This window comes from Microcystis sp. LSC13-02 (assembly GCA_002282935.1).
Lineage (GTDB): Bacteria > Cyanobacteriota > Cyanobacteriia > Cyanobacteriales > Microcystaceae > Microcystis.
Map to the genome: position 1 here is coordinate 1 of MTBT01000009.1, position 18275 is coordinate 18275.

Below are 18275 nucleotides of genomic sequence, written 5' to 3' on the forward strand. Positions count from 1 at the left end.
CAGTCGCACTCGCGGGAGCGCATTTTGTAGCTTGCTTAAAGCTTTGTTTCTGTCTGTATCACTTGTTACTTTTTAAAATGAGAATTGCTGAGTTTTAGCTTCTAGGTCTTAATTCTACCATCATTTGCGCTTGAAAAAAGTGAAGATAAATGAAGTTGGACACAACCGCAATCGCCTTCGATATAATAGAATTAAAGAGGTGGCCTGCGATCTAAAAGTCATGACACAAGAATATATTAAGGCGATTATCCGCCAATAAATGCCCGAAATTCTCCAAGATAGGGAAATGCGGGACTATTACGACAGTAGTGTTGGTGCTTTGGGAGCGATATGGGGACCGCACTCGGAGGAATCTTTCTGGGATGCTCTGAAAACAATTTTAGAAGAGTCTTTCGGAGTGCCGGTGATTAATGTTACTGAATAGGATGACGAAGGCAAAGTCTTTGGCAGGCCAGACCGGATAGAATTGGATTTGTTAATCAAAAATGGACTGTTAATAATTGGCGAAATCCAATCCTCCATGAGTAAATCAGATATGTACACTTTCGATAAAAAAGTACAATTTTATCAGCAGCGACACCAATAAGAATCCAACTGCAAGATAGTTATTTCACTGACGGTAGATTTCAAGGCGCAGGAAATAGCTAAAAATTTAGGAATAGAAGTTTATAGTTCTGCAAGAGATGGAGAAGTCAGTTAATAAAAGGAAGGTTAAGGAAGATAAATAGTACAAGGAAATTATCAGGTGATCGCTACTTGACAAAACGGACAAATATTTGTTAATATTAAGATTGTCGGAGTTATATCATTAATAAAACTGCGAGAAATGTCCACTATTTTATATGATTCTGATTTTAATTGTTGGATTGAGCAGACAATCCAACAATTAAAAGATCGTCAATTTGAACGACTAGACGTTGAACACTTAATTGAGGAATTACAAGACTTGGGCAAGTCAGAAAAAAGAGCCTTAGAAAGTAACTTAATGGTTTTGTTGGCTCATTTACTCAAGCTCAAGATACAAGGCGATGGGCCTGATGCTATGACAGGCAGTTGGTATGATTCAATCAACGAACACCGGCAGCGAGTTCAAAAAAGCTTGCGAGATACTCCATCTCTCAATCCCTATCTGTCAACAGCAGTTTCCTCAGTATATCCAGACGCTCGCAAGCTGGCAATTAGAGATGGAAAAAAAGCTAAATTTGGCGTTCGCATACCATTAGAAAATGATTATCCAATCACCTGTCCTTTTTCAATTGAGCAGCTCTTGGATGATGATTTCTACTTAAATGAGTCTTAGCCTAGAATTGTGATGTAACATATAGTAATCCCCTAAACCCTTGAGAACAAGCAGCTGAACAATGGGATTAAGCTCCTTACTCGTTCACGACTCATTTAGAATTGCTATAGCCAGTTAATTAAAGTAGTATTTGTCTGAAAGAGTACAAAAAATCTAGGAAATCTAAATAACTGAACCCAAAATATAGGACAGAAATATGGAAACTCTGACGCTTAGTCAACCGATGCAGTTAACTGCATTACCCACGCAAGATGAACTTCCCTGCGATGATGGAGTACCCATGGAAACTCAAAGGCATAAATGGCAGATGGATTTGTTAATAGACACTATATCTCCTTGGCTAGACCGACGAGAAGATGGTTATGCCAGTGGCAATATGTTCGTCTATTTCAGCACAGCACAACTTAAAAATCAAGACTTCAAAGGACCTGATTTTTTTGCCGTCTTAGGAGTACCAAAAGGGGAGCGAAAAAGTTGGGTTACTTGGGAGGAGGGAAAAGCCCCCGATGTAGTGATTGAACTACTCTCAGAAAGTACCGCCCAAATAGACAAAACCGAGAAAAAACAGATTTATCAAGATAAGTTACGAGTCCCTGAATATTTCTGGTACGATCCTTTTAACCCTGAAGATTTGACCGAATTTGTCTTGGTTGATGGTGTATATGAACCACGGCAACCCAACGAGAAAGGATGGCTAATCAGTGGTCGTTTGGGATTAGCTTTAGTTCGTTGGCAGGGAGAATATAGAGGGGTAACAACCGTCTGGATTCGCTGGGCAACTTTAGATGGAATATTGTTACCAACCGAGCGAGAGTCGGCTGAGGAAGCACAACAGAAAGCTGAGGAAGCACAACAGAAAGCTGAGGAAGCACAACAGAAAGCTGAGGAAGCACAACAGAAAGCTGAGGGAAAGCTGAGGAAGCACAACAGAAAGCTGAGCGATTGGCGACTAAACTTAGGGAATTGGGGATTAATCCCGAAAGTCTCTGACTTCGTCTGGGCGGATTTTGGTAAGACTCCCCCAGTGGGGTACTTCATTTTTGAATCGGCATTTTCACCAATGGAGAACGAGGAATTGACGACTGTTCCGATTTATTGTGCATCAAGACTTGCGGCGTTCAGGGGTCTAAAATTGACATGAATGCCATATTATCTTGCTAAACTAAACACCAAACTAGCAACATTCCCCCCATGTACCAGAGAACGCCGTCCCTTCCACCCAAAGAAATGTTACCAACCATGTACGACCTCCCCAGCGAAAACCCGGAGGAACCTGGCTTGCCTGACGAATTTCATCTCTTCCAACCCGAATTATTGCGCCAGACCTTTCGACCTTCTAACTATCCTGCCGAAGAAATATTTATCGCCAGCGATCTAAATCTCTACTACGACCCTTACCATCCCCAATGGTACAAGCGGCCGGACTGGTTTGCCGCTTTGGGAGTCTCGCGGCTGTACCAAGGAGAGGAATTGCGCCTGAGTTATGTGATTTGGCAGGAAGAAATTGTTCCCTTCATCGCCATCGAATTACTCTCTCCTGGAACGGAAGCAGAAGATTTAGGGCGTACCGTGCGGGGAATCAACCAACCTCCCACCAAGTGGGAAGTTTACGAACGAATTTTAGGCATTCCCTACTATGTGGTGTTCGATCGCTACAGCAACCAATTGCAGGCATTTACCTTAAAATCAGGAAAATATCAGCCTTTAAGACTAGAAAACCAGCAGTTGTGGCTAGAGGAAGTACAATTGGGATTGGGACTTTGGGCAGGAAATTGTCAAGGCATTGAGCGGTTGTGGTTGCGCTGGTACGGACGAGACGGCAATTGGATACTGACTCCTACCGAGCAGGAAACCCAACGCGCCGAGCAGGAAGCTCAACGCGCCGAGCAGGAAGCTCAACGCGCCGAGCAGGAAGCTCAACGCGCCGAGCAGGAAGCTCAACGCGAACGACAGCGAGTTCTAGAACTAGAAGCTTTGTTGGCTCGTTACCAGGAACAATTCGGGCAGTTAAATTGAGAAAATAATGAATGGATTTTCTAAGCCATGAAAGTATCTTACTCAGTCACTCTGACGGTCGAAGCAGCGGCTATGCAGCTCTGGGTTGACAATTTGGTCAGGATGGGTTAAAGTAGCCAAAGCTAAAAGTAAATTTCGTTTATGAACTCAAACAGACTACTTTTCGCTTGGATGATCTATTTTGTCCTCTAGAAAGTAATTTTGAGCTTCCCTTATTACTAAACGATAGTAATATGACATCCCAAAACGTTATCGAAGTTGTAATTTCTCGAAATGGTTTGCCAATTCGTTTAACTTATAAGCAATGGTCACACATTACAGAGAATCATGATTACATGGCCGGATGTATTGATATGGTACTAGAAACTATTGCTGAACCTGATTTGATTGTTAAGGGATGGACTGATGAGCTAATAGCACTAAAACATTATCCGAAAACTGTTATCTCAAGAAAAGACGCGGTCGTCATCTATAAAGAACTAAAGAACGATGGATTTGTCATAACTGCTTTTTTGACATCCTCCTGCGAAAAAATTATCAAGCGAGGCATCCTATGGCAGAAGTCAATCTCTTAAAATCAATTCCTTATTTGCTAACCGCACCTTCTTCAAGAATCTGGATAGATTATGATGAAGAAGCAGATGTTTTATATATTAGCTTTCGTAAGCCTCAAAGAGCCAATGATAGTTTGCTAGAAGACAATATTATCTATCATTATAGAGATCGAGACTTAGTTGGATTAACTGTCTTGAAAGCTTCGGATTTTAACAGTGGAGATAGTGAAAATAAAATTAATGGCTCTGAAAATCCTGAAATGGGTTGACAATTTGGTCAGGGTGGGTTAGGATACCACAAGTTAACAGCAAATTCGTCTATGGCTGACTTCCAACTAACCACTCCTGTCGCCTTCCTGATTTTTAATCGACCTGATACGACGGCGAGAGTATTTGAAGCTATTCGTCAGGCTAAACCACCTAAGTTATTAGTGGTTGCCGATGGTCCCCGTCCAGATAGACCGGATGATGTTGAAAAGTGTAAGGCTGCTCGTGCTATTATTGATGGAGTTGATTGGGATTGTGCGGTTTTGAAGAATTATTCTGATGCAAATCTAGGTTGTAAGAATCGGGTATCGAGTGGTTTAGATTGGGTTTTTAACACAGTTGAAGAAGCAATTATTCTTGAGGATGATTGCTTGCCATATCCTAGTTTTTTTCGCTTTTGCCAAGAATTGCTCGATTATTATCGAGATGATAAACGAATTATGGCTATTTCGGGTGATAACTTCCAGTTTGGAAGAAGGCGCACAGAGTACAGTTACTATTTTTCTCGCTATAATCATATTTGGGGTTGGGCAACTTGGAGGCGAGCCTGGCAATATTATGATCTTAAAATGAAGCTATGGCAAGAAATTAGTGATGGTGGCTGGCTTGAGTCTATTTTAGGAAAAACTCAGGCTGTCAAATACTGGACGAAGATTTTTCAAACTTATTATGATGGTAAAATTGATACTTGGGATTATCCTTGGACTTTTGCCTGTTGGATTCAGAATGGTCTAACTATCCTTCCTAATGTAAATTTAGTTAGTAATATTGGATTTGGTGAAGGTGCTACTCATACAAGCAGTAGTAAAAGTAAAGTTGCCAATCTTCCGGTAGAAGAGATGATTTTCCCTTTAAAACATCCCCCATTTTTGCTGCGCCATGTTGAAGCGGATGATTTTACTCATAATAATAATTATGCTTCAAATTTATGGCTTCGTTTCAACAGTAAAATTAAGCAAATCCTAAATTAATTACTCTAATAGTTGAGTCGATTACAGTACACATGAACAGCAAATGTCCAATTTGTCAATCAGACAGAGAAAATATTTTTAGAGCCAAACTTTTGGGAAAATATGAAGTTGATTACTTTTTTTGCCAAAATTGTGGTTTCCTGCAAACTGAGAAACCATACTGGTTAGAAGAATCATATCAAAGTGCCATAGCATCTACAGATACAGGATTAGTAGCGAGAAATATTACTATATCCAAAAAATTAACTTGTATTTTATATTATTTATTTGAAAAAAATGGTAAATATTTAGATATAGCAGGTGGCTATGGACTATTAACAAGGTTGATGAGAGATGTAGGGTTTGACTTTTACTGGTCAGATTTATACTGTCAAAATATATTCGCAAATTATTTTGAAGCTAGTAATACAAACAATGCTTTTTCGGCAGTTACTGCATTTGAAGTTCTTGAACACGTGTATGATCCTGTAGAATTTATATCTAAAGCACTCGAAGATACAGAATGCAAAACTTTTATCTTTTCAACTCAGCTTTTTGATGGGCTTCCTCCAGCACCAAATGATTGGTGGTACTATGCCCATGAAACAGGTCAGCACATATCTTTTTTTCAGCACAAGACTCTCGATTTCTTAGCAAAACAAATGTCCTTAAATTTTTATTATACTAGCAATTATGGTTTGCATATCCTTACTGACAAAACGATTAATAATCGATTATTCAAGATTTTATCTGGAAGGCTTTCTAAGTTGTTATATGAATATATTAGTAAACGAATGAAAAGCAAATTATTTTCAGATAGAGATATTATTTTAAAACAAATTTGAACAAAATAGATCACATAACTACAGACAAATTAATGTCATGAAAATTGTCTACGATCATCAAGTTTTTACCTTTCAAAAATATGGTGGAGTTTCTCGGTATCTTTACGAGTTATCCACACGAATGGCAAACTTCGACGATTGTGAAGTAAAAATTCTGGCGGGTTTATATATAAATGAATATTTAAAGCATTGTCCTCCTAATTTGGTTGATGGATGGAAAAGACCATCAATACCTAAAACAACTAGGATTGTAGATTATATCAACAATCTAATATCTAAAGTCTGGATCAAATATGATACTCCTGATATTCTTCATGAAACATACTACACTTTTGATAGCATTGCTGCTAATTCATCTAAAACTAAAAAAGTAATTACAGTATATGATATGATTCATGAAAAATTCGCTGATTCTGCACCTAAATCTGCTAACTTATTCTTGGCAAGAAAAAAAGACTTTTCGTCTATTAAATTACAAGCAATTAAGAGGGCAGATCATATCATCTGTATTTCTAACAGTACTAAGAAAGATCTGATAAATATTTTTGATATAGATGCTCAAAAAATAGCTGTGGTCTATCTTGGTTACTCTCTAAGTTCTGCGCCTTCAGTAACTTCTAAATTATATAAGCAAAATTCTTATCATCCTTACATTCTCTATGTTGGACAGCGAGAATGGTACAAAAACTTTCCTAGATTAGTTAAAGCCTATGCCAGCCATTCTAGTCTTAATAGTAACTTCAATTTGTTATGTGCGGGAGGTAAGAAATTTTCTCAAGATGAACTTAATTTAATTCACGGTTTAGGACTAAGTGAAGATAAAATTCTACCTATCAATGGTGACGATCAAACTTTGGCAAAATTATACAGTCAAGCATCGGCCTTTGTCTATCCTTCTTTATACGAAGGATTTGGCATCCCAATCCTGGAAGCTATGTCATTTGGCTGTCCCGTTGTCTGTAGCAACACAAGTTCATTTCCAGAAGTGGCTGGTAATGCAGCCGAATTTTTCGATCCCTATGATATAGAGAGTATTGCTAATGCGCTAGAAAAAGTATTATTTGATTCAGATTTTACAAAAAAGCTTGTAGAATTAGGAAAGGCAAGGGTAAAGAATTTTTCTTGGGAAAAATGTGCAGAACAAACCCACTCAATCTACGCCTCACTACTTTAGTTTGATCGAGAAAGTTGTTAAAATATGCTAAACTATTGTGAGGTTGCGCTCGTGAGAAAATAGATCAAGAATTTACTGCCCGATTTCCTGCGGGAACTATTGTGTCTGACATTTCGCTCCCCTAATCCGATACGTGTTTTGATACGAGAAGATTGCTCCCTTTATCGTGGTCAAGTTTCTCTTTACTATGTAGTGTTTGACTGCTGTACGGACTAACATAGTTACAAGAGAGCCGCTCATGCTACAATTCGGGTAGTTAAGTCTTAACAAAATCAAGAAAAATGAAAAATGAAAAGTGCTTGCCAATCTATATGCTTGTGACTTCAATCTCTGGATTGACCAGACAATTCAAAAATTAGAAAATCGCCAATTTGAAGAACTGGATGTTGAACACTTAATTGAGGAATTACATTAGCCATGCTCAAAAAAACGATTAAGAAACTCTCCAGAAGTTTAGGAATTGATCTAAAAAGATACAATGTCCAAACATCCGAAGCGGCGAAAATGCATCGCTTGTTAACCTATCACAATATTGACTTAGTATTCGATGTTGGTGCTAATATTGGGCAGTATGCTAAATTACTGCGAGAATTAGGCTATTCGGGGAGGATTGTTTCCTTTGAACCACTGTCAAGTGCTTACTCTCAGTTAAAAGCTGTTAGTAAAAAAGATCCGCTGTGGGAAATTGCTCCTCAAGCTGCCATCGGCAACCAAGAAGGTGAAATTACCATCAATATTGCTGGTAATAGTCAGAGTAGTTCAGCTTTGCCAATGCTGGATGCTCACTTAGAATCTGCACCCGAATCAGCTTACTCTGGTTCAGAAACAGTAAAATTGAGCAGACTAGATACTCTTGCCAAGGACTATATCAAAAGCGAAACTAAATCCATTTTCCTCAAAATAGACGTGCAAGGATTGGAAAAGCAAGTGATAGAAGGGGCAACTGCAATTTTGCCTTTGGTTAAAGGCATTAAGCTGGAATTATCTTTAGTCCCTCTCTACGAAGGTCAAGTCCTGTTTAAAGAAATGATTGACATTGTAGAAAAATTAGGTTACGAACTGTACGGTATTGAACCAGGTTTTACAGCCGAAAAAACTGGAAGGATGTTGCAAATGGATGGTATTTTCTTTAAACCAGATTAGATTTTTAATATGGTAAAACATGAGCAAAGTTATTTGTTGATATCCCTTCTCAAATAGTGCTACACTATGTACACAATGCGTACACAACGAGAGAGACTATGGATAAGCATGACATTGAGAAAATTGGGGTGCGAGAATTTCGGAGCGAACTCCCTAAATACATATACGGTGAGACTCCCGTTGAGGTACTACGTCACGGTCATACTGTTGGGTTCTATTTCCCCGTTAAACAGGGGAGTAAAAGCGCCGATATCGCTGCCTTACAAGCGGTGGCCGCTCAATTTGAGTACCTGTTAAGTCAAAAGGGAATTTCCGAAGACGATATTGTTCGTGAGTTTCGTCAGATGTGTGAAGCGGACAGAGCCAATCAGAGAAAGGATTTAGACGGGTGAGACTCAAATTCGTCGTTCTCGACGCTAATATCATCATAAGAAGTGTATTCGGGGTGAAGGTGGGGAGGTTGATGCAATCTGTCGGCGACAACGCTTGTTTTCTAACTCCCGATGTCTGTCTTGAGGATGCAGAAGAATACATTCCCAAAATAGCCGCTTGCAAGGGACTTGATCTGGCACTTGTCAGAGAAGGATTCGGCCGCATATCGAGCATTGTAGAGGTTGTGCCAGCTTCGCTCTATAGCCAATATCAATCAGAGGCCATAAAACGCATAAAACAAAGAGATATTGATGACTGGCCGATTTTAGCAACCGCACTTCTTTTTAACTGCCCGATCTGGACGGAAGATCAAGATTTCTTTGGAACAGGGGTTCCAACTTGGACATCAGATAGAGTCCACTTATATTTCCATTCAGAAGAGAAGAATTGAAAGAGGACTGCCTCAAATGTAGGATTCGATGATTAGCAGATTGTGTTAGAAATAGTCCTCTATTTTAGGATTTACGGATAGAAGTAATTGCCAATAGCTTAGATATTCAAAGATATAAACCAATCGAGAAAAATACTGCTCGCTATCTCTTAGGATTACCCCAAAATAAACAGCTTATCCTCTATCCTTTTAGCTAAACAGCAACATTGCTCCTATGAAATTAGCCTCCATTCCGACAAAACAGTACATCGAGCAACGAGAAGAAGAATATTGGCTCGAAGGAACTCGTATCTCTCTTGATTCAGTTGTCTATTCTTTCTTGAACGGAGAATCCCCCGAAAGCATTGCCCAAAATTTCCCACTCCTTTCCCTCGAACAGGTTTATGGTGCGATCGCTTTCTATCTGGCCAATCGAGAGCTTGTCGACGCCTATCTTAAAAAGGGTGAAAAGGAGTCCTTTGCTGTACCAAAAATTGAAGGCAGCTCAAGCCTATAATATATGTTTAAAAAATCTAATTTCCTAGAAGAAGGCTATAATGACCATAGTATTTTGCCCCCATCTCAATTCTAGCCAGTAGATTCTGGTTCTTCGTTACTTGGTATGGTTCGATAGGGGGGCATAAATCGACTAAATCCTTATCTGGCAAGAGATTTAATTGATTAGTTCGCTCTATAAGGGTTACATCCCTTATAACCCCCGTCCATTGCATAACACAAACCGAAGAGCCTAGATTCTTTTCCCCAGTGCCAGAGGAAAAAGCCCCATAAGTCTAATCACCAGTGTAGCTCCGATGACTTCCACTATTGCCCCTTCTCGACCTTCACTGCCCACCCAAGATGAATTGCCCTGTGATGACGGCGTTCCCATGGAAACCCAACGACATAAACTCCAGATGGATATCCTCATTGATGCCTTGTTACCCTGGTTAGCTGCTAGGGAAGATGGCTATGTGGGGGGCAATATGTTCGTTTATTTCAGTGCCGCACAGTTAAAAAGCGAGGAATTTCGCGGACCCGATTTTTTTGCCGTCCTGGGGGTTCCCAAAGCGGAAAGAAAAAGCTGGGTGGTTTGGGAAGAAGGGAAAGCTCCCGACGTGGTTATCGAACTCCTTTCCGAAAGTACCGCTCCACAGGATAAAACTGAAAAGAAAGCCATCTATCAGGACCGTTTGCGAGTGCCAGAATATTTCTGGTACGATCCCTTTAATCCTGAAGACTGGGCAGGTTTTATCCTCAGAGAAGGCAACTACGAGCCATTATCTCTAGAGGAGGGAGAAAGATTTTTCAGTCAAAGACTAGGGTTGTCCTTGGTACGCTGGCAAGGGGAGTATAAGGGAGTCGAGGCAGTGTGGTTGCGTTGGGCGACTTTTGCTGGCGATTTACTGCCCACGGAGTCAGAGCGGGCTGAACAGGAGAGAATGCGGGCTGAACAGGAGAGAATGCGGGCTGAACAGGAAAGAATGCGGGCTGAACAGGAAAGAATGCGGGCTGAGGATTTAGAAGCATTGCTTCAACGCTATCGAGAGCGTTTTGGAGATTTGCCGGAATAATGACTCTCCAGGAAGCTAAATAGAAGATATGATACTAAATCCGTTGAGTATAGGCTACTTATGAGGAGAGGCACTCATGCAAGAGGCAAAACGGAGAATAAATAATCAGTTTTTAATAACCAGATTTAGGATGAGAACATTTTTTCCCATTATATCGGGAGAGCCGTTGGCTTTCTAGTATTGGCTGGTTAAAAATTTTCTTTACAATAAGTTCATCATCAGGTACAATGGCTCTAAATCTTAAAGTTAATTTTTTTAGCTAATTACATTAGCTGATATAACCCGCAGGCTAGTTTAATAGTACTTTAGCAGGTATGAGAGAGCTAGAATAATCTTTCTCATTCTATATAGCTAATTATAAACTGACCTAGTTGTAATTACGATTAAAACGCTTGTAGCTTGCCAATATCAAGATAAGATATGACAATAAAACCACCATTGCAAGAGAAAAAAACTATCGAGCTAGATGCTAACTTCTCTACAACTCGCCGAGTAACTGTGGAGAGGCCTGCTATTATTAACGATTCTTCTGCAAAAGTGCAATCTCATTTATTTTTGCCACCAAATCCAGAACGCAAGGGAGAAGGGGGATTAAGAACAAAGGGATATTTCAAGCACTCCTACAGGGAGACAAGTGAGTTATCGGAAAAATTTGCGGTTCCGCTGGTTACTATTATAACGGTAGTTTTTAATGGAGAAAAGCACTTAGAGCAAGCAATTCAGAGTGTCATTAGCCAGTCTTACAATAATGTTGAGTACATTATTATAGACGGAGGTTCTACTGACAGCACAATTGATATTATTCGTAAGTATGATGATCAGATAGATTATTGGTTGAGCGAACCTGACGAAGGTATATATGATGCGATGAATAAAGGCTGGAAATTGAGTCAAGGAGATTACATTTACTACTTGGGGAGCGATGATATATTGTTAAATATACCTAGCCAATCTATTCAGAAAGCAAGTTTAAACAATACGGACATAATTCATGGCAATGTAATTATGGATAACGGTCAGCTACGGATCAGTAGATATAATCCATTGATTGTGTTAAAAAATACTTTATGTCCCCAAGGACTATTCATTAAGAAAAACCTACTTGCTCAACTTCCGTTCAACACGAAATATAAAATATATGCTGACTTCGATCTTAATCAAAAGATTTATAAGATGAGTGCATCGTCAATCAAAGACAAATCTACAATTGCTTTTTTTAGACTTGGTGGTGCCAGTAGTTCCTATCAAGATAACTCAAAATTAGCGAATTGTAAGCAGGAGTACGCTAGAGTTATTTATGATAATTTTGGTTTGTGTGGGCTGATTTTATCTTGGATTTGGGGGGCTGTACGAGGTTTAGTTGTTAGAAACAATATCCATTTACATACCGATTACAAAACCTTGAAAAAAGTTTTAAAAAACTGCAAATAATCCTTTTTATTCGAGCGATATTTGCAGGAGCATATTTCAGCAATAAACAATTTAAAGGAGTTATAAACTTTCTATGCAGAGTACAGCAGAATAAAGAATCGGGTATATCTTTGGACGATTGGACTGAAAAACATACGGATTATTGACATTATTTTACCAACTATATCAGCTGCCAAGAGACTTTAAATATGGGCAAAATATCTAATTTAAGAACATCTTTTAGATATGCGAGGGAACTTTATCAACTATACCTAGACAAAAAAATGAAACGAACACCAAAATCAATCTATACCAACCATTATAGCTCATTTATCTTGGAGTTTTTATCTATATTTTTTCTTAAGTATGTTGCCAGTGTAACTTTGTTTCTTGAGAAAAAACAGACTTTTAACTAATCAATCGGAGTAAAAAATGAATCAATTTATCGAGACGTTGAGTCAATGCCCTAAGTGCCAAAGTAGTCAATTAATTTTTGACGATCATCAGATTATTTGCAAAAACTGTAGTTCTGAATTTGCTATTATTAATAATAAACCAGTATTCATTCGAGAAGATAATGAAATTTTTTCTCCCTCTTTTTATACTAATGCGGTTACTAATTACAGTTCAAAAGAGAAAAAAAATATATTCTCAAAAATTGTCCCTAGTCCCTCGATTGCATTCAACCATGTTGAGAGGATTCAAAATTTTGCTCAGACTTTAAAAAAGTTTACCCCAGCCTATGTCTTGGTTGTGGGTGGAGGAAATCAGAAAAGAGATTTGGATAGGTTAATGTCAGAATATAGCAATATCAAATTGATCTATTCCGATGTTGATGTTAATGCAGATGTCGATTTATTCTGTGATGCTCACGATCTTCCTTTTCAAGACCAAGTTTTTCATGGTATTATTACCACAGCAGTTTTAGAGCACGTTCTCTACCCCGAAAAAGTCGTTAGTGAAATGCACAGAGTTCTCAAAGATGGTGGGGTAATTTATTCAGAAATTCCCTTTATGCAGCAGGTTCATGAAGGGGCCTATGATTTTACCAGATATACCCTCTCCGGTCATCGGCGCTTGTTTAACTATTTTTCAGAAATTTCCAGTGGTTTAGTGGCAGGACCTGGAACAGTTTTAGTCTGGTCTATCGAACATTTCGCTTTATGTTTTACTGGCAATAATACCTCAAGATTATTAACTAAAGCGATGGTGAGATTAATGTTTTCTTGGCTTAAATATTTTGACTATCTATTCAAAAATAATCCTCAAGCTCTCGATGGAGCTTCTTGTACATATTTCTTAGGAGAAAAATCTCCTGAGAAAGTAGTTTCTGATCAAATGATTATTGAGAGATATAAGGGAGCTAATAATCTTCGCCATACCTAGAGAATATCGTCAACTCTCCAGTTTATACAAGAAAATAATCTAATTAAATCCTCAACAGTGATGAAAACTTTGTTATTCAGTCGCTACGATACTTTAGGAGCTAGCAGCCGCTATCGTACTTACCAATATTTGCCTTATTTGAAAAAAGAGGGAATAGAGGTTGAGACCGCTCCCTTATTAGATAATGATTATCTTAGAACTCGCTACTTAGGGGAAAAATACCCTTTATCGAGATTATTATCTGCTTATCAACAGAGAATTTCGCTGCTGTTGAAATCTCAAAAATACGATTTAATCTGGTTGGAAAAGGAAGCATTACCTTGGCTACCAGCTTGGCTAGAATTACTGTTGCTCAGAGGAAGAACACCTTATTTAGTTGATTATGATGACGCAGTTTTTCACCGTTACGATCAACATTCTGCTTCTGTAGTTAGATGGCTATTGGGACAGAAAATCGATCGAGTAATGCAGAATGCTCGCTTAGTGATTGCGGGAAATGATTACTTAGCTAACAGAGCAACACAAGCAGGAGCTAAATGGGTAGAAATATTACCTACCGTCGTCGATATTGATCGCTATCCTTTATCAAAAGCTCCTCAAAATGAAGTCTTTACCATCGGCTGGATAGGAACCCCACTGAAGTTTTTTAATTATATCAAAGAACTAGCTCCTGTTTTAAAAGAAATTTGCCGCGATGGTGGTGCCAAAGTCGTTGCTATTGGTGCCAAAGAGACAAATATAGAGGATATCCCTTTAGAAATTAAGCCTTGGTCAGAAGCAACCGAGGTGAAAGAGATGCAACAATTTGATGTAGGGATTATGCCCCTTACTGATACGCCATTTGAGCGAGGAAAATGCGGATTTAAACTAATTCAATATATGGCATCTAGTCGCCCAGTTATTGGTTCACCAGTAGGGGTGAATGCCGAGATTATCGAGCAGGGTATCAACGGTTTCCACGCTAGTAGTCAAGCTGAATGGCTGCAAGCTTTTCAAAAACTTAAAAATGATCGATATTTAAGGGAAAGCATGGGATTAGCGGGCAGAAAACTTGTCGAAGATAAGTATAATATTAAAATAACTGCTCCTAGACTGCTTCAGCTATTACAGGCAGCTGTCCAAGTTAAAAAAACTTAAACTTGTTCTCATAAAATTATCCATAAATAAAGAGTTTAAACTGTACACAAAATGAAAATACTTTTTATTATAACTAGAGCAGATACCCTTGGAGGCGCACAGGTTCATGTGCGGGATTTAGCGAAATTTCTCCAAGATTCTCACCATCAAGTCTTAGTTGTTACTGGAAGCAAAGGAATTTACAATCATGACTTGCAAGGACAGCACATAAACAATCTATCTTGTCAATACTTGGGCAAAAAAATTAACTTAATTAAAGACTGGAAAACCTTAAATTTTCTTCAAAAAATTATTGCAGAATTCCAACCAGATATTATCAGCACTCACTCTAGTAAAGCGGGAATTTTAGGACGATTAGCAGCCAGAAAAAGCAAGACTCCTTGTATTTTTACCGCCCATGGTTGGGCTTTTACAGGAGGTGTACCAGAGCCGAGTCGAACTATCTATCAGTGGTCAGAAAAAATCACAGAACCTTTAGCTAATAAAATTATCTGTGTTTCGGAACAAGATCGATTAATTGGACTAAAAAATGGTATGCAACCCAATCGATTATTGACTATACATAATGGGATGCCAGATGTACCAGCAGAATTGAGAGCTAATCCTAGTCATGCTAACCCTGTTCGTATTGTTATGGTGGCAAGATTTGATCAGCAAAAAGACCATGTAACCTTACTGAAAGCCTTTCAAAATATTCCCGAAGCCCATTTAGATTTGGTCGGAGACGGTCTGGATTTAGAAAAAATTAAAACCTTAGCCAAGGAGCTAAAAATTATCGACAGAATTAATTTTTTAGGCTTTCGTACCAATGTAGCAGAAGTATTAGCCCAAGCCCAAATATTTACTTTAATATCTAATTGGGAAGGGTTTCCTCGCACCACAATCGAAGCAATGAGAGCAGGACTACCAGTGATTGTGTCCGATGTTGGGGGAGCGTCAGAAGCAATTATGGAAGGAATAACAGGTTATATTGTACCCCGGGGAGATGTTAACACTTTACACCAGAGACTATTACAATTAGTTCTAGATGCTCAGTTCAGGACTAAAATGGGAGCGGCAGGACGCAAACGCTACGAAGCAGAATATACTTTTGAGAAGATGTTTGAAAAAACCTTTCAGGTTTATGAGCAAGTTTTAGAGAAAAGGACTAAAAATGATGATTGAGAATAAATTGTTAATCACAGGTGCTACAGGGTTGCCAGGTGGTTTTTTCATGGAACGTTTGGCATCTACTAAGCCTGAAATAGAAATACATTGTTTAATTCGCCCTACTAGCGATCGCAGTATGTTAGATAGTCTAGGATTACCCATAATCTATCATATTGGTGATAGCTCGATTCCAGAAACTTGGCAGCAAATTTTTAGTGAAAATAATTTTCAAACCATTATCCATCTCGTCCAGCTTCGACAAGTACCAACCATACTTAATAGTCTAAAAAAATTCCAACAAACTCCCCGATTAATTATCATCGGAACCACGGGAGTGTATTCAAAATATAATGAATATTCTGCCGAGTATAAAAAAGCAGAAAGCTATTTACAACAATATGCTGCTTCTTATTGTCTCCTGAGACCGACAATGATTTATGGTTCTCCCCAAGATAAAAACTTACACAAATTGATTAAATTCTGTCACCGCTACGGATTCTTTCCCATTTTTGGTTCTGGGGATAACCTGTTACAACCAGTTCACGCTGATGACATTGCCCAGATGTTGTTAAAAGTCTGGGAATGTCCTAATATAAAAGGTGCTTACGATCTTTCCGGAGGTAGTATTGTTTCCTTCCGTCAGTTAATTTTATTGGTAGAAAAGTTATTAGGAAAATCGGTACGATCCCTATCTTTTCCCTTAAAATTTGGCATCTGGTCAGCTACCCTACTAGAAAAAACATTAGCTAAAAAATCACCCGTGCGACGAGAACAAATCTTGCGATTACAAGAAGACAAAGCTTATTCCCACGAAGAAGCTAAAAGGGATTTAGGGTTTACTCCTCGTACTCTAGAAGTCGGGTTGCAACAAGAGATAGAATTAATGCGCTCCCAAGGTATAATCTAACTAATTCAATCAATTTTTGTCTTGTGGCTGCCAATTCAATTGACGAGTTTATTGATGAGTTTGTCGATCACCTCTTTCTACCATCCTTGACAGAGGTGCTGGAGTAAGTTATAATTCCAGAAAGCTGCTGCTAAATCACAATTATGACGCTTCCCCTAGTCAATCAAGACAAAGACGCGATCGCGCTAGACCGCAATTTTTCCGCCACTCGCCTGGTGACGCAGGAGAGACCGGTTATTGTCAACGATTCCGCATCAAAAGTGCAGTTTTCTCTGTTCCTACCACCCAATCCAGAACGAAAAGCAGAAGGCGGGTTGAGAACCCAGGGATATTTCAAACGTTCTTATGATGAAGCTAGTGGCTTGTCTGACAATTCACCGCTTCCTTTAGTTACCATCATTACTGTAGTTTTTAACGGCGAGAAGTATTTAGAGCAGACAATTCAGAGTGTGATTAATCAGACCTATGATAATGTTGAGTATATTGTCATAGATGGCGGTTCTACGGATGGTACAGTTGATATTATTCGTAAGTATGAAGATAAGATTGATTATTGGGTGAGTGAGCCCGATAGCGGTCTATACGATGCGATGAACAAAGGAATTGAATTAGCAACAGGAGAGCTAATTGGATTAATTAATAGTGATGATCTTTACAATGATGGTACAATATCGAAAGTAACCAATCAATATGTCAATCCTCAAAAACTGAAATCAGTTATCATAAGTGGTGCAATTTTTCGCACTGATAGCCAGGGAAATATCAAGATCAGACTTTACGCATCACATAAGTCGTTAGAAGAACAAATAGAGTGGAGAATGCCTCTGCATCATCCAGCTACTTTTGTATCTTGTGATGTATATAAAACAATTGGTACATTTAACCCTAAATATAAAATAGCAGGAGATTACGATTTTATTTATAGAGCCTTTCATTCTCATAAAGTTAAATTTTTGATAATAGATGATTTTTTGACCTCTATGAGGTTAGGTGGTTTATCAGAGGAAGGCATTATGAGTATATGGATTAAAGCCAAGGAAAATTTTCAAGTTAGAAAAGACAATATATCTTTGGCAAAAAATTTTTTGATTTTTTTATTTGTACTTCTAGTAAACGGTATAAAGCAAATTGTCAAGCCACTACTCAGTGAGCCACTGTTGTCAACTTATTACCGATATCGTCATAAAAGAGATTGATTAAGATTTGACTAGGGGGTTCAGTGATTAATTCAGGCTGAGAGCATCTCAAACGCTATTGACAATTGACCGATTTTGTGATGCGCGTGGGCATTTCAAGTGATATAGTCATTTCAGATAAGTCTGATACAGCCTAGACCGACAAAACCCTTATGAACTCTGGGATTGATATTCTCAATCTTAATTGAAATGACTATAAGTACCTAAGCAAAATTAATTACACATATCTAACTACCCCTTGCCTTGTGCAAGAGTGCCTTTTGCCTATCCTAACCAAGAAATTAATTTTGCACGACTACTTACCAGTCAATTAGAATAGTTACGAACTCGACCCATTTGGCCAATTTTTGATTAACAAGTGAGATGGCAAATTCTACTCAAATATTCCTGAATCATGGGTAAGCAACCCACATAAAGTTCATTTTGTCAAGGATTGTTAAGATGCGCTTATATTGGTAGTTAATTTAG

Annotated in this window: 21 protein-coding genes and 1 pseudogene; all 22 read left to right on the forward strand. The window is 38.5% G+C overall.

What is annotated here, in order from left to right; translation table 11 throughout:
- Positions 1-259 precede the first annotated feature (259 nt).
- Entirely contained in the window at positions 260-424 is a 165-nt protein-coding gene (locus BGL89_RS00315; protein WP_286823641.1) for a DUF3782 domain-containing protein, read from the forward strand.
- A 42-nt stretch (positions 425-466) separates the two neighbouring features.
- Positions 467-586 (forward strand): hypothetical protein, encoded by a 120-nt coding sequence (locus BGL89_RS00320; RefSeq protein WP_286823642.1) that lies wholly within the window; start codon positions 467-469, stop codon positions 584-586.
- A 240-nt stretch (positions 587-826) separates the two neighbouring features.
- Positions 827-1300, forward strand: coding sequence for a DUF29 domain-containing protein (locus BGL89_RS00325; RefSeq protein ID WP_286823643.1), 474 nt, complete (start codon positions 827-829; stop codon positions 1298-1300).
- Positions 1301-1496: 196 nt separating this feature from the next.
- Positions 1497-2290 (forward strand): annotated as a pseudogene (locus BGL89_RS00330) (Uma2 family endonuclease).
- A 201-nt stretch (positions 2291-2491) separates the two neighbouring features.
- Positions 2492-3316 carry a Uma2 family endonuclease gene (locus BGL89_RS00335; protein ID WP_286823644.1) on the forward strand — a complete coding sequence of 275 codons (825 nt, stop codon included), beginning with the start codon at positions 2492-2494 and terminating at the stop codon, positions 3314-3316.
- 233 nt (positions 3317-3549) lie between these two features.
- Positions 3550-3891, forward strand: a complete 342-nt coding sequence (locus BGL89_RS00340; protein WP_286823645.1) for a hypothetical protein — start codon at positions 3550-3552, stop codon at positions 3889-3891.
- Entirely contained in the window at positions 3870-4139 is a 270-nt protein-coding gene (locus BGL89_RS00345; protein WP_002803000.1) for a DUF2283 domain-containing protein, read from the forward strand. The genes BGL89_RS00340 and BGL89_RS00345 overlap by 22 nt, the downstream gene beginning before the upstream one ends.
- A gap of 51 nt (positions 4140-4190) precedes the next feature.
- Entirely contained in the window at positions 4191-5108 is a 918-nt protein-coding gene (locus tag BGL89_RS00350; protein WP_286823646.1) for a glycosyltransferase family 2 protein, read from the forward strand.
- 92 nt (positions 5109-5200) lie between these two features.
- A complete protein-coding gene (locus BGL89_RS00355; protein WP_286823647.1) occupies positions 5201-5932 on the forward strand; it encodes a class I SAM-dependent methyltransferase in 732 nt (243 codons plus the stop codon).
- Positions 5933-5969: 37 nt separating this feature from the next.
- Positions 5970-7106, forward strand: a complete 1137-nt coding sequence (locus BGL89_RS00360; protein WP_286823648.1) for a glycosyltransferase family 4 protein — start codon at positions 5970-5972, stop codon at positions 7104-7106.
- Positions 7107-7401: 295 nt separating this feature from the next.
- Positions 7402-7521, forward strand: a complete 120-nt coding sequence (locus tag BGL89_RS00365; RefSeq protein WP_286823649.1) for a DUF29 family protein — start codon at positions 7402-7404, stop codon at positions 7519-7521.
- A gap of 2 nt (positions 7522-7523) precedes the next feature.
- The gene (locus BGL89_RS00370) at positions 7524-8249 is read left to right on the forward strand and encodes an FkbM family methyltransferase (protein WP_286823650.1); all 726 of its coding nucleotides are present in this window, start codon (positions 7524-7526) and stop codon (positions 8247-8249) included.
- Between the two features lie 98 nt (positions 8250-8347).
- On the forward strand, positions 8348-8641 hold the full coding sequence (locus BGL89_RS00375; protein ID WP_286823651.1) for a hypothetical protein: 294 nt from the start codon (positions 8348-8350) through the stop codon (positions 8639-8641).
- Positions 8638-9072: a PIN domain-containing protein gene (locus BGL89_RS00380; RefSeq protein WP_286823652.1), complete on the forward strand. Its 435-nt coding sequence runs from the start codon at positions 8638-8640 to the stop codon at positions 9070-9072. Before BGL89_RS00375 ends, BGL89_RS00380 begins: the two co-directional genes overlap by 4 nt.
- A 214-nt stretch (positions 9073-9286) precedes the next feature.
- Positions 9287-9568: a DUF433 domain-containing protein gene (locus BGL89_RS00390; protein ID WP_286823653.1), complete on the forward strand. Its 282-nt coding sequence runs from the start codon at positions 9287-9289 to the stop codon at positions 9566-9568.
- 295 nt (positions 9569-9863) lie between these two features.
- Positions 9864-10622 (forward strand): Uma2 family endonuclease, encoded by a 759-nt coding sequence (locus tag BGL89_RS00395; protein WP_286823654.1) that lies wholly within the window; start codon positions 9864-9866, stop codon positions 10620-10622.
- Positions 10623-11042: 420 nt separating this feature from the next.
- The gene (locus tag BGL89_RS00400; RefSeq protein WP_286823655.1) at positions 11043-12053 is read left to right on the forward strand and encodes a glycosyltransferase family 2 protein; all 1011 of its coding nucleotides are present in this window, start codon (positions 11043-11045) and stop codon (positions 12051-12053) included.
- A 411-nt stretch (positions 12054-12464) separates the two neighbouring features.
- Positions 12465-13418: a methyltransferase domain-containing protein gene (locus tag BGL89_RS00405; RefSeq protein ID WP_286823656.1), complete on the forward strand. Its 954-nt coding sequence runs from the start codon at positions 12465-12467 to the stop codon at positions 13416-13418.
- Positions 13419-13478: 60 nt separating this feature from the next.
- Positions 13479-14555, forward strand: a complete 1077-nt coding sequence (locus tag BGL89_RS00410; protein WP_286823657.1) for a glycosyltransferase family 4 protein — start codon at positions 13479-13481, stop codon at positions 14553-14555.
- A gap of 51 nt (positions 14556-14606) precedes the next feature.
- Positions 14607-15719, forward strand: a complete 1113-nt coding sequence (locus BGL89_RS00415) for a glycosyltransferase family 4 protein (RefSeq protein WP_286823658.1) — start codon at positions 14607-14609, stop codon at positions 15717-15719.
- Complete coding sequence (locus BGL89_RS00420) at positions 15712-16611, forward strand: NAD-dependent epimerase/dehydratase family protein (RefSeq protein WP_286823659.1); 900 nt, start codon at positions 15712-15714, stop codon at positions 16609-16611. Before BGL89_RS00415 ends, BGL89_RS00420 begins: the two co-directional genes overlap by 8 nt.
- 143 nt (positions 16612-16754) lie before the next feature.
- On the forward strand, positions 16755-17807 hold the full coding sequence (locus BGL89_RS00425; protein WP_286823660.1) for a glycosyltransferase family 2 protein: 1053 nt from the start codon (positions 16755-16757) through the stop codon (positions 17805-17807).
- Positions 17808-18275 lie beyond the last annotated feature (468 nt).

What these genes read in the sequence shown, in the direction of transcription:
- BGL89_RS00340 (WP_286823645.1), top strand. Translation starts at nt 3,550, where the DNA reads ATGACATCCCAAAACGTTATCGAAGTTGTAATTTCTCGAAATGGTTTG.
- BGL89_RS00400 (WP_286823655.1), top strand. Translation starts at nt 11,043, where the DNA reads ATGACAATAAAACCACCATTGCAAGAGAAAAAAACTATCGAGCTAGAT.
- BGL89_RS00420 (WP_286823659.1), top strand. Translation starts at nt 15,712, where the DNA reads ATGATTGAGAATAAATTGTTAATCACAGGTGCTACAGGGTTGCCAGGT.
- BGL89_RS00345 (WP_002803000.1), top strand. Translation starts at nt 3,870, where the DNA reads ATGGCAGAAGTCAATCTCTTAAAATCAATTCCTTATTTGCTAACCGCA.
- BGL89_RS00390 (WP_286823653.1), top strand. Translation starts at nt 9,287, where the DNA reads ATGAAATTAGCCTCCATTCCGACAAAACAGTACATCGAGCAACGAGAA.
- BGL89_RS00370 (WP_286823650.1), top strand. Translation starts at nt 7,524, where the DNA reads ATGCTCAAAAAAACGATTAAGAAACTCTCCAGAAGTTTAGGAATTGAT.
- BGL89_RS00415 (WP_286823658.1), top strand. Translation starts at nt 14,607, where the DNA reads ATGAAAATACTTTTTATTATAACTAGAGCAGATACCCTTGGAGGCGCA.
- BGL89_RS00405 (WP_286823656.1), top strand. Translation starts at nt 12,465, where the DNA reads ATGAATCAATTTATCGAGACGTTGAGTCAATGCCCTAAGTGCCAAAGT.
- BGL89_RS00350 (WP_286823646.1), top strand. Translation starts at nt 4,191, where the DNA reads ATGGCTGACTTCCAACTAACCACTCCTGTCGCCTTCCTGATTTTTAAT.
- BGL89_RS00425 (WP_286823660.1), top strand. Translation starts at nt 16,755, where the DNA reads ATGACGCTTCCCCTAGTCAATCAAGACAAAGACGCGATCGCGCTAGAC.
- BGL89_RS00395 (WP_286823654.1), top strand. Translation starts at nt 9,864, where the DNA reads ATGACTTCCACTATTGCCCCTTCTCGACCTTCACTGCCCACCCAAGAT.
- BGL89_RS00360 (WP_286823648.1), top strand. Translation starts at nt 5,970, where the DNA reads ATGAAAATTGTCTACGATCATCAAGTTTTTACCTTTCAAAAATATGGT.
- BGL89_RS00315 (WP_286823641.1), top strand. Translation starts at nt 260, where the DNA reads ATGCCCGAAATTCTCCAAGATAGGGAAATGCGGGACTATTACGACAGT.
- BGL89_RS00335 (WP_286823644.1), top strand. Translation starts at nt 2,492, where the DNA reads ATGTACCAGAGAACGCCGTCCCTTCCACCCAAAGAAATGTTACCAACC.
- BGL89_RS00375 (WP_286823651.1), top strand. Translation starts at nt 8,348, where the DNA reads ATGGATAAGCATGACATTGAGAAAATTGGGGTGCGAGAATTTCGGAGC.
- BGL89_RS00410 (WP_286823657.1), top strand. Translation starts at nt 13,479, where the DNA reads ATGAAAACTTTGTTATTCAGTCGCTACGATACTTTAGGAGCTAGCAGC.
- BGL89_RS00325 (WP_286823643.1), top strand. Translation starts at nt 827, where the DNA reads ATGTCCACTATTTTATATGATTCTGATTTTAATTGTTGGATTGAGCAG.